The sequence below is a fragment of the Ruegeria sp. BHSA118 genome (genome assembly GCF_059613405.1).
In genome coordinates, this window is record NZ_JBXWSM010000030.1 from 11884 (window position 1) to 27601 (window position 15718).

Annotated in this window: 15 protein-coding genes; 5 read left to right on the forward strand and 10 right to left on the reverse strand. The window is 60.4% G+C overall.

Translation table 11 applies throughout. The features are described 5' to 3' along the window. From AC2FNN_RS10970 to AC2FNN_RS10990, 5 genes are all read right to left on the reverse strand, one after another. Complete coding sequence (locus AC2FNN_RS10970; RefSeq protein ID WP_496758560.1) at positions 1-1011, reverse strand: imelysin family protein; 1011 nt, start codon at positions 1009-1011, stop codon at positions 1-3. 3 nt (positions 1012-1014) lie between these two features. Continuing rightward, the gene (locus AC2FNN_RS10975; RefSeq protein ID WP_496758561.1) at positions 1015-2562 is read right to left on the reverse strand and encodes a di-heme oxidoreductase family protein; all 1548 of its coding nucleotides are present in this window, start codon (positions 2560-2562) and stop codon (positions 1015-1017) included. Next, positions 2522-3007, reverse strand: coding sequence for a bacterioferritin (gene bfr, locus AC2FNN_RS10980; protein WP_170346155.1), 486 nt, complete (start codon positions 3005-3007; stop codon positions 2522-2524). Before bfr ends, AC2FNN_RS10975 begins: the two co-directional genes overlap by 41 nt. Then, positions 2955-3248, reverse strand: coding sequence for a (2Fe-2S)-binding protein (locus tag AC2FNN_RS10985; RefSeq protein WP_171228920.1), 294 nt, complete (start codon positions 3246-3248; stop codon positions 2955-2957). The genes bfr and AC2FNN_RS10985 overlap by 53 nt, the downstream gene beginning before the upstream one ends. Before the next feature lie 86 nt (positions 3249-3334). Continuing rightward, complete coding sequence (locus AC2FNN_RS10990; protein ID WP_496758562.1) at positions 3335-4606, reverse strand: imelysin family protein; 1272 nt, start codon at positions 4604-4606, stop codon at positions 3335-3337. Positions 4607-4855: 249 nt separating this feature from the next. Here AC2FNN_RS10990 and AC2FNN_RS10995 point away from each other — a divergent pair, with 249 nt between their 5' ends. Next, positions 4856-5413 (forward strand): ZrgA family zinc uptake protein, encoded by a 558-nt coding sequence (locus AC2FNN_RS10995; RefSeq protein WP_496758563.1) that lies wholly within the window; start codon positions 4856-4858, stop codon positions 5411-5413. A gap of 472 nt (positions 5414-5885) precedes the next feature. On the opposite strand, the gene AC2FNN_RS11000 is transcribed toward AC2FNN_RS10995, so the two are convergent. Next, positions 5886-6836: a GlxA family transcriptional regulator gene (locus AC2FNN_RS11000; RefSeq protein WP_496758565.1), complete on the reverse strand. Its 951-nt coding sequence runs from the start codon at positions 6834-6836 to the stop codon at positions 5886-5888. Between the two features lie 168 nt (positions 6837-7004). Between AC2FNN_RS11000 and AC2FNN_RS11005 the strand changes: the two genes are divergently transcribed. From AC2FNN_RS11005 to AC2FNN_RS11020, 4 genes are read left to right on the forward strand one after another with little or no spacing between them, the layout of a single operon-like run. Further along, positions 7005-7715 carry a GntR family transcriptional regulator gene (locus tag AC2FNN_RS11005; RefSeq protein ID WP_480445976.1) on the forward strand — a complete coding sequence of 237 codons (711 nt, stop codon included), beginning with the start codon at positions 7005-7007 and terminating at the stop codon, positions 7713-7715. 7 nt (positions 7716-7722) lie between these two features. Further along, entirely contained in the window at positions 7723-8640 is a 918-nt protein-coding gene (locus AC2FNN_RS11010; RefSeq protein ID WP_496758567.1) for a dihydrodipicolinate synthase family protein, read from the forward strand. A 5-nt stretch (positions 8641-8645) separates the two neighbouring features. Then, on the forward strand, positions 8646-10142 hold the full coding sequence (locus tag AC2FNN_RS11015; protein ID WP_496758568.1) for an aldehyde dehydrogenase: 1497 nt from the start codon (positions 8646-8648) through the stop codon (positions 10140-10142). Further along, a complete protein-coding gene (locus AC2FNN_RS11020; RefSeq protein WP_496758569.1) occupies positions 10139-11479 on the forward strand; it encodes an NAD(P)/FAD-dependent oxidoreductase in 1341 nt (446 codons plus the stop codon). Before AC2FNN_RS11015 ends, AC2FNN_RS11020 begins: the two co-directional genes overlap by 4 nt. 10 nt (positions 11480-11489) lie before the next feature. On the opposite strand, the gene AC2FNN_RS11025 is transcribed toward AC2FNN_RS11020, so the two are convergent. The 4 genes from AC2FNN_RS11025 to AC2FNN_RS11040 form a co-directional block, all read right to left on the reverse strand. After that, positions 11490-12224, reverse strand: a complete 735-nt coding sequence (locus AC2FNN_RS11025) for an SDR family NAD(P)-dependent oxidoreductase (protein ID WP_496758571.1) — start codon at positions 12222-12224, stop codon at positions 11490-11492. After that, a complete protein-coding gene (locus AC2FNN_RS11030; protein WP_496758572.1) occupies positions 12221-12952 on the reverse strand; it encodes an SDR family NAD(P)-dependent oxidoreductase in 732 nt (243 codons plus the stop codon). The genes AC2FNN_RS11025 and AC2FNN_RS11030 overlap by 4 nt, the downstream gene beginning before the upstream one ends. 14 nt (positions 12953-12966) lie before the next feature. Continuing rightward, complete coding sequence (locus AC2FNN_RS11035) at positions 12967-14070, reverse strand: mandelate racemase/muconate lactonizing enzyme family protein (RefSeq protein ID WP_496758573.1); 1104 nt, start codon at positions 14068-14070, stop codon at positions 12967-12969. Positions 14071-14141: 71 nt separating this feature from the next. After that, the gene (locus tag AC2FNN_RS11040) at positions 14142-15689 is read right to left on the reverse strand and encodes a trimethylamine methyltransferase family protein (RefSeq protein ID WP_496758574.1); all 1548 of its coding nucleotides are present in this window, start codon (positions 15687-15689) and stop codon (positions 14142-14144) included. Positions 15690-15718 lie beyond the last annotated feature (29 nt).

The window sequence follows — 15718 nt, forward strand, 5'->3', positions numbered from 1 at the left end:
TCAGTCTCCGTCCAGAGAATTGAAGCCTGCGCTGATGCCCAGCGTCGGGCCAAGTTCAGTCGAAGCAATGGCGCGAATATCGTGGATGGACTGTTGCAGGGCCTCGATACGGAACCGGGCCTGCGGATCCGCAACGCCCGCCAGCGCCGGGTCGTCAATAGCCTGGGCATTCTCAATGGCGCGCGCAAAAGCAGCATCCAGATCCGCGGCGATATCGGGATGATCAAAGGCCAACCGCGACGCAAGATCACGAAGGGCCATCAGCGAAAGTTCGACATGGTGCAAGGATCGCTTCGACCGCCACGCTTCGGCGCGGTTCGGGCGCGGACGGTCGAACGTGCCCAACGGGCGACCAAGCCGAGTGTCGGCCGTGAATTCAAGACCCGTGGACAAAGCCTTGAACAGTTCCTGCATCGCTTCGTCCTGCGTGCGGTAGCGGCTGTTCTCACCGGGCCGTGTCAGGCTGGGGGCATAGCTTTGCCAGTCATTGGCCATCGCCTGCGCGTTGGCATCAATGTCCGCCGCGATCGCCTGAATCAACGCGCAGCGGTAATCCGCATCGCCCTTCTCCGCAAAGGCGGGATCGAACAGCATCCGTTCGAGCGCAAAGAACCCGCGCCCCGCTATGGATGTCTCGGCATAGGCTTGGGGGTCTTGCACGGCGTCATCCTCGTTTGCGATATGCCGGGACAGGGCTTTGGAGGTGAACCCTTTCGTGTCGGGCCAGAACGCCATGGCAAACGCACGATCATCGAATTCGGTCGGACCGAACCGCAGGTGGCTGGCGGAAATCCAGCTGTCGAAGGCCGCATCATAAGCCGCGCGCAACGCCGGTGAGGTCGGATCGCAATCGACCCGCGATGCACTGACCAAAGCCCCGGTTGTTTCAGGCAGCTTGTCGAACCTCGGCAGGATATGTGTCTCGGCAACGTCCATCAGGATCGGTTCGCGGTCCTGCGCCTGTGCGGCAAGCGGCATCATCAACGCGGCAATAATTTTAAGAATACGCATGGGTCAGAGGCTCTCCAGAAAACGGATCAGGGCGTCGCGGTCAGTTTTCGGCATCGACACAACTGCATCGTGCGCGGCTTGGGCTTCACCGCCGTGCCAAAGTATCGCCTCGAGCAGATTGCGTGCCCGCCCGTCATGCAGAAACTGTGTGTGGCCCGAGACGCGTTCGGTCAGACCTGTGCCCCATAAAGGCGGCGTCCGCCATTCGCGCCCCGTCGCCCGGGCCTCGGGGCGGTGATCCGCCAGACCTTCGCCCATGTCATGCAGCAGCAGATCGGTGTAAGGCCAGATCAGCTGAAAGCTGTGCTCGGGCCGATCTTCCAACCGGTGGGTGACATGGGCCGGAGTATGACAGGATGCGCAGCCGGTCGTGTGAAACACCTCTTTGCCGCGCAACACCTCGGGGTCGTCGACATCACGGCGGCCGGGCACACCCAGATTGCGGCTGTAGAAATCCACCAGGCCCATGCCCTGCTGATCGATCTCGAACTCGCGGGTATCGGTGTCGCCATGCGGGGCCTCTACGCAGTTCACCTGCAAGTCCGTGCAGTCCCCCTGAGGTGCCGGGTAAAGCGGGCTTGAAATACCGATATCCCCGGCAAAGGCCGCGGCGGATTGCTCCATGACCGTCGGCATGCCTGCCTTGTGCCCGAACCGGCCCATCATCGGGGCGCCGTATTCAACAGACCAGACGATGTTCGGACGGCCCGAGATGCCATCCCCATCCGCATCATCCGGGTCGGCCCGGGCCAGCAGATCCTTGACCGGGATCGCCTCCAGCAGGCCAAGCCCGATCATCTGCGGTGCGACCCGCGGGCTCAGCATCGCATCCGGGTGCAGCGGGCCGTACCCCAGATCAGCGGCCCTGTAAGTCGGGCGGCGCAGTGACGCGGTCTCGCCGTCAGAAAGTTCAACAGGGACTTCTTCGTAAGAGATATCCAGCCGGTATTCCGCCGGATGCCCCGCAAGCGCGAAATCCTGCATCTGCCCGCCATAGTTGGGTTCGGGCCGGGTGGCGATGTAATCTGCGATCCCGGCATACCCGTCTTCCGGCGCACCGGGGATCGAGACCCGAAGGAACATCGAGACCGCGTTGTCATCAGGGCCGTTGGGTGTGTGCCCCCGCCCATCCTTGATATGGCAACGCTGGCAGGATCGCGCGTTGTACAGCGGCCCCAACCCGTCAGAGGCCAATGTGGATGATGGTGACGACACCCAGATTTTTTTGAACAGCCCGTTGCCGACCTTGAAATCCAACTCCTGCTCGAAGCTCAGATTGCCCGAGGGTTGTGAAAACGCATCCGCGTCGTTGCGGACCCGGACAGTCGCCGCCCCGGCAGAGAGTTCTTCGAACGGCTGCGACACGCCAAAATCCTGCGGTGGTGCGGTCACGGCGGCAATGCGGGCGCGTTCCTCGTCGGTGCGGGGGGCGATATTCAGATGCAGGTCCCGCAACTCGGCTGACAGGGAAGGGGTGGCCGCCAGGGCGACCACCGACAAGGCAAGAAAGCTATTCGCCTTCGTCCATTTTCGATGCGTTGAGTTGCGCATAATTGGCTTCGCCGATCCTTTCATACAGGTCGAGCTGCGTTTCGAGGAAGTCGATATGCCCCTCTTCATCGGACATCAACTGTTCGAACAGCGACATGGAGACAAAGTCGCCAGCCTCCCGACAATATTCGCGCGCTTCCTTGTAAAGTGCTCTGGCGTCGATCTCGGCCGCCAGGTCGCATTCCAGCGTTTCCTTCGGCGTCTGACCGATCCGCAACGGGTCCAGTTTCTGAAGGTTGGGGTGCCCTTCCAAAAAGATGATCCGTTCGATCAGCTTGTCCGCGTGGCCCATCTCTTCGATGCTTTCCTCGCGGCTTTTCTTGGCCATATGGCCAAGGCCCCAGTCTTCTTGCAGGCGGTAATGCAGCCAATATTGGCTGACGGCCGTCAGCTCATGCCGCAGAGACTTGTTCAGATATTCGATGACCTTCGGATCGCCCTTCATCAGCCTTCTCCTGTGTTGCTCCGGCACGCAAAGTGCGGAGTTGCATGGGGACTTCCAGATTACCGCTGGCCCGCATTGTGTCTAGGAACAGCGGCATGCACCCGCCACAATCCGCCGATTTGCCAAGGGCATGGTAGATCTTGCCGGGGGTGATGATGGTCCGCGGATCCGCCGTGCGCATCCAGTCGATGGCGGCACGGATGTCGTGATCGGATATGTTGGTGCAGTGGCAGACAATCATTGTTTTTGGCTCGTTTCGCCGCCTTTACAGACGATCAGTAAGCTTTGCAGGGGCCGGAAAGAAACCCTCTCCGGCCCGCTTGGGAATCAATGGAAGACGGCGTCCGGGTTATCCAGGCTGTCTGACCCTTCAAACGCGACCCCGTCCAGCTCCAGCGCAGTTACAATGCGCTCGATCGTTTTGGTCTGATCGACCAGACCGTTGACGCCGCCCATGATCAGGACCTCACCGCCTTGGTTGCCGCGCTCAAGCATCTGGTCATAGGCAAATCCCGCCTCGGCTGTTGTCTTGATCTTGCCCAGGGCCTGCATGGTGGCGGCCAGTTTCGCTTTCATCTCGGTATCCAGCGCCGGATCGGTGGCGATGACCAGATCGGCCAGAGATGCGCCCGAAACCGGGGTGCCATCGATGCGGGTATAGCTGCCCAGATAGACGTTCTGGATGCCCAACCCGTCATAGTAATGGCTGTTGTGGGTGTTGTCCGAAAAGCAGTCATGTTCTTCTTCTGGATCGTTCAGCATCAGGCCAAGGCGCATCCGTTCGCCGGCTTGCTCACCATACGAGAGTGAGCCCATGCCGGTCAGGATCGTGCTGATGCCTGCTGCTTCGTTCTCCATAAGGGCTGCGCGCGCCGCACCGCCGTCTTTCCACTGATCCGCCATCCAGGCCAGATCGCTGACCAGCAGTTCGGTTGCAGCACTCAGGTATTGCGCGCGACGGTCGCAATGGCCGCCGGTACAGTCTTCGCCCTGCGCATAATCGGTCGCGGGGCGGTTGCCGGCGCCGGCGCCATGGCCGTTCATGTCCTGGCCCCACAGAAGGAACTCGATGGCGTGATAGCCGGTTGCGACGTTCGCCTCGATACCATCGGCTTCGTGCAACGTGTCGCTCAGCAGTTCGGGGGTGATTTCGCTGGCATCAATGGTCTCGCCCGACAGTTGGAAGCTGGGGTTGGCGATGACGTTCAGCACGGCAAATTCGTTTTCGTCCGTCGCGCCGCCATAGGCCGCGTCGACATAGTCGATCAGACCTTCGTCCAAAGGCCAGGCGTTCACCTTGCCTTCCCAGTCATCAACGATGGCATTGCCGAAGCGATAGACTTCCGTCTGCTGATAGGGGACACGCGCCGCAACCCAGGCCGCGCGCGCCGCGTTCAACGTTGCGTCCGACGGATCGGCGATCAGTGCGTTGACCGCATCCTGCAATTTCCTGGCTGAAATCAGGCTGTCCTCAAATTTGGCTTCCGCAATATTGCCATAGGTGTTCAGTACATCCGCCTTGGCGGGGGCATCACCCGATATTGCGGCGGTCGCCATGCAGAACGTCAGGGCGCTGGCAGTGGTGAATAACTTGGTCATAGGATTTCGGTGCTTTCCTGTCAGAACTGTCGGATCGCGCGGGGATGACCCGCGGGTTTTGCGAAGAAATAACTGAGTTATTTAGTCGGCAATGTCAACCTGAGTTTTATTGTCGGATATAGACAATGACAGCTGAATCCCACGCGCCTCCCCAAATCTGGCGAGCTCTGATCCGAGGGATAACATTGCGTGGCAGGTGATTCGCGGTAAAATCACGGATGTGATTCTGTTGAAGGCGGTTTTTTGTTAATGAAGCGCTCTGTTCTGGCCTTGTCTCTCTTTCCGGCAGCACTTGCCGCTCAAGCGACGCAGATCACGTCCAGCCATCAACATGGGTCGGGTCAATTGGAAATCGTGCTTGCTGACACGAAATTTTCGCTGTCGCTCAGGGTTCCAAGCATTGACATCATAGGCTTCGAGACCCCGGTGGCCAGTGATGACGAGCGCACGCGTGTCGCCATCGCGATTTCCGAACTGTCCAAGCCGCTGGACCTGTTTGTCGTCCCGCCCGAGGCCGTGTGCTTTACCGCATCTGCAAACGTGATCCTTACGCATGATGTCCCGGGGCAGCAGGACAACGCGGGCCAGGGGGGTACGTCATCCGCGACGGGAGAACATTCGGAATTCCAGGCTGACTACGTTGTTCAATGTCAGGATATGGATGCGCTGAATGCGATGGAATTTGCGTATTTTCAACGGTTCAGCGGGACAGAAAAGCTGAACGTTCGCATCGGATCAGGCGCGGCGACCAGCACCCATGAAATCACGCGCGCCGCGCCCAGGCTGGATATGACGCAAGTCCGTTAGAGATGGCGCTTGAGCGCCTGTTGGGCGGTTTCAGGCACGCAGCCGAATCTGTCGAACCAAGATTGCCCCGTCCATCCTTGGGGTGCCGGGCAGAAAACGAACACCTCAGATCGAAGCAGATTGCTCCCCGGTGCGATCTTTGAATGCAGCAAGGACGAAACCTGTAATATATATTTTTTGCAAGTGGTTATGGTCTTTGAGGTTGCCGGATTTCGTTGAACCACAAGTCTCCAATTGAGGCAAAGATTAACAAATAAGGGCACAAGAATCGCATGTCTGACAAGTTCTCGCAAAACTTATGCCAATATCCAAATCTATTGGTACATCATCCTGCCGATCTGTTGACTAGTCCGGTTTTAATGAGGGGGTATCTCGGCAGGGTTAGGGGGATGCCCGTTCAGGCCCGTCATGGGCCGACAAGGCGCGGCATCCCCTGCCGTTTCGATTGCGGCAAACCCACTACCACACAATGTCAGTCGATCTTGTTGCGTTGCGCGTGCGGCGTGACGCCAAAGCTTGACCGGTAGACGCGCGAAAAATGGCCCGGGTTTTCAAAGCCGCAGGCCACGGCAATCTCGGTGACAGATGCTTCGGTCTGAAGCAGCAGTTTCTGGGCGCGCTCCAGCCGCATTTCCATGAAGTATTTCTTGGGCGACGTGTTGAGGTATTTTCCAAACAACCGCTCAAGCTGCCGCGTTGAAATGCCAAGCCTTTCTGCGATGAACGAGGGGGAAACCGGCGTTTCGATACTGTCCTGCATGATGGTGATTGCCTTGGCGAGGTGCGCATTGCGCATTCCGTTGCGTGATTGCAAGGAAACCCGTTGTTTGGCAGTGGCATTGCGTACCGCGTTATAGACCATCTGATCCGCCACATCGATGGCCAGTTCCTCACCGTGATCGCGTTCGATCAGGTGCAGCATCAGATCCGCCGTTGCGGTTCCGCCGGATGCGGTAATGTGCTTTTCATCGGCCACGAACACGCTGCGCACCAGATTGACCTCGGGAAAGGCCTCCATGAACGCGTCGTGATATTCCCAGTGGATCGCCGCTTGCATTCCATCGAGAAAACCAGCCTCGGCCAGCACCCATGCCCCCGAGCACAGGGCGCCGATTTTCGTGCCGCGCGCGCGTTCGCGGCGCAGGGTTGCAAGCAGCGGGCGGGTGACGTGGTCACGCATGTGAATGCCAGACAGAACAAACAGCTGATCACATTTGGCCAGACCCTGAAGGCCGGAATGCACCAGCGTGACGGATCCGTTCGAGCACACGGCCTGCTCGCCATGTTCGGACACAAAGGACCAGCGGTACAGTTCTTCGCCGCTCACAAGATTGGCGATCCGCAACGGTTCGACCGCGCATGAAAACGCAAGGTGCGAGAACTCCTCGACAAGGATGAAAGTGATGTGCCGCGTCTGAGGCATGAGCAGTACCGTTTGCAAGCTGGGACAAAGCCCAGAACATGAGTCTATTTCGCAGGCTCCCATGCTGCACGAATTTTTGTTGTATACAAGTTGTATTTTAATGGAATACAAAACTGTGACCGCACGCGATTCGACCGCGGTCGCCGAACTTAAGGATGAGGCCAAAGCATGAAAGACGAAGCCAAGTCTCGCAAAAGCGCGCTGAGAGAGCACCTGAAAGTGTCCATCCTCACGCTGCGCCTGCGCCCGGGCGCCGATCTGGACGAGGCGCATTTGTCCGAGGAATTCGGCTTGTCGCGCACGCCGCTGCGCGAAGTGTTTCGACAGTTGGCTGGCGAAGGCTATCTGGATCTGCGGACAAACCGCAGCGCCCGGGTTTCGGAAATGTCCTACACCACCCTGCGCGACTTCTTCCTTGCCGCGCCCATGGTATACGGAGCGATCCTGCGTTTGGCGGCTTTGAATGCGTCGAATGCCCAGATCAACGATTTGAAAGAGGCCCAGCAGGCGTTCAAGGCGGCCCTTCGGTCCGGGTCCGGCGAGGACCGTGCCTTGGCCAACAACCGCTTTCATGACGTGACCGGCGAAATGTCCGGCAATGTCTATCTGCTGCCGTCGTTCAACCGGCTGCTGATCGATCACGCCCGGATCGGCATGACGTTTTATCGGCCACAGACCGGTGAAATGTCGGAAAACCTGTCGCTGGCCAGCCAGCAGCATGATGCGATCATCGCAGCCATCGAGGCGCGCGACGAGGCGACGGCGGCCAGGCTGGCCGAAGATCACTGGAACCTGTCACGCGATCAGATCGAGATGTTCGTGATGCCTGACGCGCTGGATGTCCCGATGGGCGTCCCGCCGCTTTCGAAACCTGCATGAGGACGGAATGAACCCGATTTTCAAGTTTGAGGGGATCTATACCCCCGTGGTCACGCCTTATCACGACGATGGCAGCGTGAATTGGGACGCCTTGTCCGACGTGATCGAATACCTGATCGAAAACGGCGTGCATGGCCTGATCTCGGGTGGCTCAACCGGCGAGAACTATGCCCAGACCGTCCACGAACGTGTCGAACTGGCCCGGTTCACGCATGAGCGGTTGAAGGGTCGTTTGCCGTTGGTGGTGGGGACGGGCGCGATGCTGACGCCGGATTCGATTGCCCTTGCCGCCGGTGCGCGCGACATCGGCGCGGATGCGATCCTGCTGGCCAGCCCGCCTTATTCGGTTCCGACGGATCGGGAAAACGCGCTGAATGCACTGGCCATCGACAAGGCCGCCGATCTGCCTGTGATGCTGTACAACTACCCGCACCGCACCGGTACGATGATGGGCGAAGAGTTCCTTGACCGTGTGGGCCGCAGCCGCAACTTCTGCGGCATCAAGGAAAGCTCGGGCGATATCAACCGGGTGCATTTGCTGGCCCGCGACTACCCGCATATTCAGCTTGGCTGTGGTATGGATGATCAGGCGCTCGAGTTCTTCGCCTGGGGCGCGCCGTTCTGGGTGTGCGGCGGGTCCAACTTCCTGCCTGCCGAACATGTGGCTCTGTATCAGGCCTGCGTGGTCGAAGGGAATTTCACCAAAGGCCGCCGGATCATGTCCGCGATGATGCCGCTGATGCGGGTGCTGGAACAGGGTGGCAAGTTCATCCAGACCATCAAGCATGGCGTCACCATGAACGGGATTGATGCCGGCGCTATGCGGCCTCCGCTGAAGGGCTTGAACAAGGACGACAAACGCGCGCTGGAACAGGTGAAGCGCGTGTTGAAAAAGACAATCGCCGACATCGTGGCTGAAGGGTAAGAGACATGGATCTGCTGACACAGGACGAATACAAATCCATCGCCGCAGGCCTGACCCTGCCGACCGGGGCCTTCATCGACGGTGCATTCCGCCCGGCGATCTCGGGCGAGACGTTTGAGACGGTAAACCCTGCGACCGGCGACAAGCTTGCCGATATCGCATCCTGCGGTGCAGCGGATGTGGATTTTGCTGTCGAAAAGGCGCGCGAGGCGTTTGACGATGGCCGCTGGTCGAAACTGCATCCATCCGAGCGCAAGGATGTGCTGATCCGGCTCTGCAAGCTGATGACACGCAATGCCCGCGAACTGGCGGTGATGGAAAGCCTCGACAGTGGCAAGACCATCTATGACTGCGAAACCGTTGACGTGCCCGAAACCGTTCACTGCCTGAAATGGCATGCCGAGGTGATCGACAAGATCTACGATCAGGTCTCACCTGCCAGCGACGACCATATCGCCATGGTCCTGCGTGAACCGATTGGCGTGGTGGGGCTGGTATTGCCGTGGAACTTCCCCCTGCTGATGCTGGCGTGGAAGATCGGGCCGGCACTGGCGGCGGGATGTTCAGTGGTTGTGAAACCCGCGACTGAAACCACGCTGACCGCGCTGCGTATGGCTGAACTGGCGATGGAGGCCGGTCTGCCGCGCGGCGTGCTGAACATCGTTCCGGGCGGCGGTGCCGAGGTGGGCGAACCCATCGGGCGGCACATGGATATCGACATGGTCTCCTTCACCGGCTCGACCGTCACCGGCAAACGGTTCCTGACCTATTCGGCGGAAAGCAACGCCAAGGAAGTGGTGCTTGAGATGGGCGGCAAGAACCCCGCCATCGTCATGGACGACGCCGAAAACCTCGACCGGGTGGCGGCGCATGTGGTGAATGGCGCGTTCTGGAACATGGGCGAGAACTGCTCGGCCTCGTCGCGCCTGATCGTGCATAAAGACGTGAAAGCCGAACTGCTGGACCGCATCGCGCATCACGCCAAACAGTGGAATATCGGTGACCCGCTGGACCCTGAAACCCGCATGGGCGCGCTGGTCAGCGAAGCGCATTACAACAAGGTCTGCGGATATCTCGATCAGGCCCAGAACGTGGTGATCGGCGGCAAGGCCCACAAAGGCTTCGTCGAGGCCACCGTCGTCGAAGTGCCGGGCAATGACGCCGTGCTCGCCCGAGAGGAGATCTTTGGCCCGGTCCTGTCGGTGATCGAAGTGTCGGGCTTTGACGAAGCGATCAAGATCGCCAATGACACCGATTATGGGCTCTGTGCCTCGATCTTCACCGCCAACGCCAAGCGCGCTATTCGCGGCGCTCGGGCGATCCGGGCGGGCACCGTGACCGTCAACAGCTTTGGCGAAGGCGACATCACCACGCCGTTTGGCGGCTACAAGCAATCGGGCTTTGGCGGACGCGACAACTCGATCCATGCGCATGATCAGTACACCCAGCTTAAAACCATCTGGATCGATCTTGCTGACGACGCCGACGAGGCTGTGGATTGACACGATACGAGGCCAAAAGACTGCCGCGGCAGACCGGTCCGGCGGGGTGGAATGCCATCCTGCCGCCCCAGGACCCTCTGCCAGAGCTCGAACAGGACCTGGCCGCCGACATCACCATTGTCGGTGGCGGCTTTGCCGGGCTGACGACGGCGCGGCGGTTGCGCCAACTGGACCCCTCGCTGAAGATTGCCCTGTTGGAAGCGGGCCGATTTGCGGATGGCTCGGCTGGGCGGAACTCGGGGTTCATGATCGACCTGCCGCATGATCTGGCCTCGGACAATTACGCAGGCCTTGGGCTGGAGGCCGACCGCGCCGCCATTGCTCTGAACCGCAAGGCCATCGCCTTCGCAACCGCGGTGGCCGCCGACTGTGAGCTGCCGCAAGAAATGTTCGACCCTTGCGGAAAATACAATGCAGCCGCCACACGGGCAGGAGACGCCCATAACCGCGAATTTGCCGAGCATCTGACCAAACTGGCTGAGCCGCATACGCTCTATGACCAGCACCAGATGCAAGAGATCACGGGCAGCCCACATTACACCTCGGGGCTTTATGCACCTGGGACGGTGATGATCCAGCCCGCAGCCTATGTACGGGCGTTGTCGGGTCAACTGGCTGGCCAAATCAACCTATTCGAGAACTCGCCAGTCACCAGCTTTGAAAAGCAGGGCGCAGGCTGGGTGGTCAACACCGCCAGGGCCAGGGTCCGCACCGGGCGGATCGTTCTGGCCAACAATGGCCACCTGGAAAGCTTCGGGTTCTACCAACGGCAATTGATGCATATCTGCCTCTACGCCTCGATCACGGCGCCGCTGACCGAGGCGCAGATCAAGACACTGGGCGGGCAACCGCGCTGGTCGGTGACACCGGCGGATCCGATGGGCACCTCGGTCCGGCGCATTTCCGGCAGCTACGGGGATCGCATCCTGATCCGCACCGGGTCCAGTTTTCACCCGACGATAGAAACCACCCGGATGCGGTTGCGCAATGCCGGCTGGGTGCATGACCGCAAGTTCCGGGAACGCTTTCCGCATCTGTCGGATGTACGGATGGAGCATCGCTGGGCCGGGATGCTGTGCCTCAGCCGCAACGGATCCGCAGCGTTCGGCGAATTGGAGGATGGCGTGTTCTCGGCCTGCTGCCAGAACGGCCTGGGCATCGCCCGTGGCACCCTGCAAGGCATGGGCATCGCAGAGCTGGCGCTGCAAGGCGGATCAGAGATCGCGGATCACTTTCTGGCGCAGCCGGATCTTCCGCGATTGCCGCCCGAGCCTTTCGCCTCGCTTGGGGCGAACAGCTATTTGATCTGGAAGGAATGGCGGTCCGGCAAGGAATGACGTGTGGGCGTCAGGGCAAGCTCAGCTTGGCCATGCGCCCACCATCTATCGTAAAGACCTGCCCGGTGATGAAACCCGCATCCCCGGACGCCAGAAACGCGACGAGCGCGGCCACTTCTTCAGGCCGCCCCGTTCGGGCGACCGGGTGGATCTTGGCAATGTCACGACGGAACGCGGATGGGTCGGGCATGGATTCGATGAGATCCTCGTTCAATTCGGTATCGATCCAACCGGGCGCGACGGCGTTGCAGCGGATACCTTCGCCCCCGTGATCCACGGCAACGGCGCGGGTCAGGCCGTGCAACCCTGCCTTTGATGCGCAATAGGCGGCGTGACCGGGATTGCTGCCCAAGCCTTCGATGGATCCCGTGTTGACGATAGCGCCCTTGGTGTCGCGCAGATGCGGCAACGCGGCTTTGATCATCAGGAACGGAGCGGTCAGGTTGATCGTCAGATTGCGGTGCCAGTCTTCAAGGCTCATTCCCTCGACAAAGGCTTCCTGCATCATACCCGCGTTGTTGACCAGCACGTCCAGACGCCCGGCTTTCGCGATCACTTCGCCGACCACCTGTGCCGGGCTGTTGGGACGGGTGAAATCCGCAGCGATGCCGTGGAATTCGGTGTCCTCACCACGTTGGGCGGTGAAGACCCGTGCGCCTTCGTCGTGCAAACGCCGGGCAATGGCCTTGCCGATGCCGCTGCGCCCGCCGGTGACCAGCGCCACCTTTCCGTCGAACCGCTTCATGAAACGGGTTTCCCTCCGTTGACCTCGACGAGCGTGCCGCAAACATAGCGCGACGCGTCCGAGACTAGGAACATGATGACGTCGGCGATATCCTCAGGCTCGGCGATCCGGCCCAGCGGCACGGTCCGGCCCAGTTCGGCCACGGCTGTATCGGGGTCAAAGCCGCGCTTTTCAAAGCCCGAACGCAGCATCGGGGTATTTACCTCGTTCGGGCAAACAGCGTTGATGCGGATACCCTGATGGGCGTGATCCATGCCCATGCACTGGGTCAGGGACGCGATGGCCGCCTTGGTCATGCAATAGACCGCATGATTGGGGCCGGGGCGCAACCCCCAGCAGGACGCGGTGTTGACGATAGCCCCGCCGCCAGTTTCGGCCATAATCGGAATTGCCGCGCGGCAGATGCGGAACGGGGCTTCGACATTGACACCCAATGACAGAGTCCAATCCGCATCAGACGTATCCGTGACCGACCCGCGCGTGATGACACCTGCGTTGTTGATCACGATGTCAAGCCCGCCCAATGCGGACGCGGCTGCGCCGGGCAGCTGGTCTGCATATTCGGGAACACGCAGATCACCGGGCAGATGTGCCTCGGCCTCGATGGCATCGACCGCCCGATCTGCAACGGCGACCCGCGCCCCCGCATTGCGCAGGCGTTGAACGATTGACGCCCCGATGCCGCCAGCCGCACCAGTGACCAGAGCCGATTTTCCTTTCAGGTACATAACGTCATCCATTTTTAGAACGATGCGACAGGTGTTCCGATCAGACTTTCATCAGGAACCACGCCCAGCCCCGGGCCGGTAGGCAGCGCGATATGCCCGGCCTCGATCCGGATGCCGTTTTCGGGATCGTAGTTGCCTTCGATATATGGCGCAGCCAGCCAGACGCCTTCCAGCAGGTCGGGCCGAACGGTTGCTCCGACATGGGTACATGCAGCGGCGATGATGTCCCCGCCCCAGCTGTCATCACAGGTATGGGGCAGGTTGCGCGTCTCGCAGATGTCGCGGAAGGCGCGCATCGGATGCAGGCCGCCGATGCGGGTGATCTTCATGCCGAACCCGTCGACCAGACCGGTGCCCGCCGCCGAGATCACGGTGTTCAGGCTGGTGCTGTTTTCATCCATATAGATGCCATGCGTGACCTGTGGCCGGATCTTCCGGAGATCTTCGATTGTGTTGCAGGGCTGTTCCATGATGAAGGGGATTTCGGGGCATTCGCGGCTGACGCGCAGGGCGTCGCGCGTGGTCCAGCCCCGGTTGCCGTCAACGGCCAGCCGCATACCCGATCCCTTGACCACGTCCCAGACCTTTCGAATGGTTTCGATGTCGATCTCGACCGGGCGGCCTCCGACCTTGATTTGCAGACGCGGGTAGCCTTCGGTCATTTTCTCTGCCGCCAGCCGGGCGATGTCGTCGGGTGCACCGACGCCCGTGGCATAATAGGACGGCACCTTGTCCGTCATCTTGCCGCCCAGCAGATCGCAGACCGGAACACCCAAGTGTTTGCCAAGCAGGTCGTGCACCGCAATGTCGAGGGCCGCCTTGGCATAGCCATGACCGTTCAACAGCCCATCCATCCGGCGATGCAAGGCCAGAGGCAAGACCTCTGTTCCGATCAGGTCCGGGGCCATTTCGACCAGAGCGGCGCGCGCCCCGGCGGCGTGCGCCTCGGCATAGGTCGGGCCAACCGGGCAGGTCTCGCCCCAGCCGACCAGACCGTTGTCCGACACGATTTTGACCAGCGTGGAATCCAGCGCCCAGACCTGAGCGTTGGCCATGGTATAGGGCCCGTTTTTGACCGGCAGGTCGTGGCTGTAGATGTGCAGTTCGGCGATCTTCATCTTGGCTTACGTGTCTTGAATGGAAAAAAGACCCACCCGGACGACGGGTGGGCAAGTACGGGGAGTGTGGATCAGTATGTTTGGTTCAACTCGTCCGCCGCCGGAATTTCCCTCTCGCGGCGGGCGATATAGTCCAGAAGGGCTTCGTTCCTGGCCTCGTCCAGCTTCGGTTCTTCATATTCGGCCAACAGGTTCCGCGCATGTTTCAGGGCGCGTTCGGTGATCTCAACTTCACCTTCGGCGACCCATTGTTCGATCGAGTTGTTGTCGAATAGCTCCGGCATGAAGAACGCGGTCTGAAAGTTGTCCTGCGTGTGCGGGTGACCCAGATAATGCCCGCCGGGACCCACATCCGGAATTGCGGCCAGGGCCTGATCGAAATCGTGCCACTTTGGGCCTTCCGCCATCCGATAAGCCATCGCGCATTGTTCGGCGTCGACGATGAACTTGGCGACCGAACAATGCATGCCCGCCTCGTTCCAGCCTGCCGAATGCCAGATATAGTTGGCCCCGGCATGGATCACCGCGCTGAGCGTCGTGGCGGATTCGTACCCGGCCTGTGCATCAAAAGTCTTGGCCCCCCCCAACGTGTTCGAAGTGCGCCACGGTACGTCGTAAAAGCGCGCCATCTGGCCGATCATGAAGTTCATCAGGCTGATCTCGGGCGTGCCGGCCATAGGCGCGCCGGATTTCATCGATACGGTCGACAGGTAATGCCCCCAGATCGCAGGGCAGCCCTTGCGGATCACCTGCGTATAGGCCAGCGCCGAAAGCGCCTCGGCGGTCAGCTGCGCCACGGTCGCGGGCACCGATGCCGGGGTGTTTGCACCACCCAGAACAAAGGGCGAGCACAGAACCGGCTGATTGCGGCGACAGAAGGCGCGCATCGCCCCCAGCATGGTTTCGTCCCAGACCAGCGGGCTGTTGCCGTTGCAGTTGCCGGTGGTGACCGGATGATCGTCAATGAAACCTTCGCCGAACAGGATATCGCACATATCCATCACATCCTCGGCATTCCTGGGCGAGGTGGTCATGCCCATGAAGGTCTTGTCCGAGTATTTCATCGACGAATAGGTGATGCGCAGGTGCCGCTGGCTGATCGGGTGGTCGTAGGGTTCGACAATGTGATGGGCCGAGCTGTGCAGCGCCGGCATCATGTGCGACAGCTTGTGGAACATCGCCAGATCATCCAGCGTCGGGTTCCGGCGCACGTCATCCAGATCGCGCAGGAAAGGGGCGCCGGTCATCGGCACGAAGATCGCGTGCTTGCCCCCCAGCGCCAGGTTCTTTTGCGGGTCACGCGCATGGTATGTGAACTGCGCCGGAATGCTCGAAATCAGCTCGCGCACCATATTGCGGTCCAGAAAAACCAGCTCTCCATCAACCTTGGCCCCGGCTTTTTTCCAGTCTTCCAGCGCGATGGGGTCGCGGAACTGAACGCCGACATTTTCCAGAATGTCCATCGCCGCATTGTCGATACGCTCGACCTGACTTCCGTCCATAACCTCACAGACGGGAATGCCTCGGGTCAGGCCCGGCAGCATGTCGAAATTCAAAGCGGTACGTTTGGCGCGGCGGGCAGAGCGTCCTCCGGATCGCGTGGCAGTGCGAGTGGTCAAAGGGCAATCCTCCAATTTTTAAACACATT

What these genes read in the sequence shown, in the direction of transcription:
- AC2FNN_RS11005 (WP_480445976.1), top strand. Translation starts at nt 7,005, where the DNA reads ATGAAAGACGAAGCCAAGTCTCGCAAAAGCGCGCTGAGAGAGCACCTG.
- AC2FNN_RS10995 (WP_496758563.1), top strand. Translation starts at nt 4,856, where the DNA reads ATGAAGCGCTCTGTTCTGGCCTTGTCTCTCTTTCCGGCAGCACTTGCC.
- AC2FNN_RS11030 (WP_496758572.1), bottom strand. Translation starts at nt 12,952, where the DNA reads ATGTACCTGAAAGGAAAATCGGCTCTGGTCACTGGTGCGGCTGGCGGC.
- AC2FNN_RS10985 (WP_171228920.1), bottom strand. Translation starts at nt 3,248, where the DNA reads ATGATTGTCTGCCACTGCACCAACATATCCGATCACGACATCCGTGCC.
- AC2FNN_RS11015 (WP_496758568.1), top strand. Translation starts at nt 8,646, where the DNA reads ATGGATCTGCTGACACAGGACGAATACAAATCCATCGCCGCAGGCCTG.
- AC2FNN_RS10990 (WP_496758562.1), bottom strand. Translation starts at nt 4,606, where the DNA reads ATGACCAAGTTATTCACCACTGCCAGCGCCCTGACGTTCTGCATGGCG.
- AC2FNN_RS10970 (WP_496758560.1), bottom strand. Translation starts at nt 1,011, where the DNA reads ATGCGTATTCTTAAAATTATTGCCGCGTTGATGATGCCGCTTGCCGCA.
- bfr (WP_170346155.1), bottom strand. Translation starts at nt 3,007, where the DNA reads ATGAAGGGCGATCCGAAGGTCATCGAATATCTGAACAAGTCTCTGCGG.
- AC2FNN_RS10975 (WP_496758561.1), bottom strand. Translation starts at nt 2,562, where the DNA reads ATGCGCAACTCAACGCATCGAAAATGGACGAAGGCGAATAGCTTTCTT.
- AC2FNN_RS11025 (WP_496758571.1), bottom strand. Translation starts at nt 12,224, where the DNA reads ATGAAGCGGTTCGACGGAAAGGTGGCGCTGGTCACCGGCGGGCGCAGC.
- AC2FNN_RS11035 (WP_496758573.1), bottom strand. Translation starts at nt 14,070, where the DNA reads ATGAAGATCGCCGAACTGCACATCTACAGCCACGACCTGCCGGTCAAA.
- AC2FNN_RS11000 (WP_496758565.1), bottom strand. Translation starts at nt 6,836, where the DNA reads ATGCCTCAGACGCGGCACATCACTTTCATCCTTGTCGAGGAGTTCTCG.
- AC2FNN_RS11010 (WP_496758567.1), top strand. Translation starts at nt 7,723, where the DNA reads ATGAACCCGATTTTCAAGTTTGAGGGGATCTATACCCCCGTGGTCACG.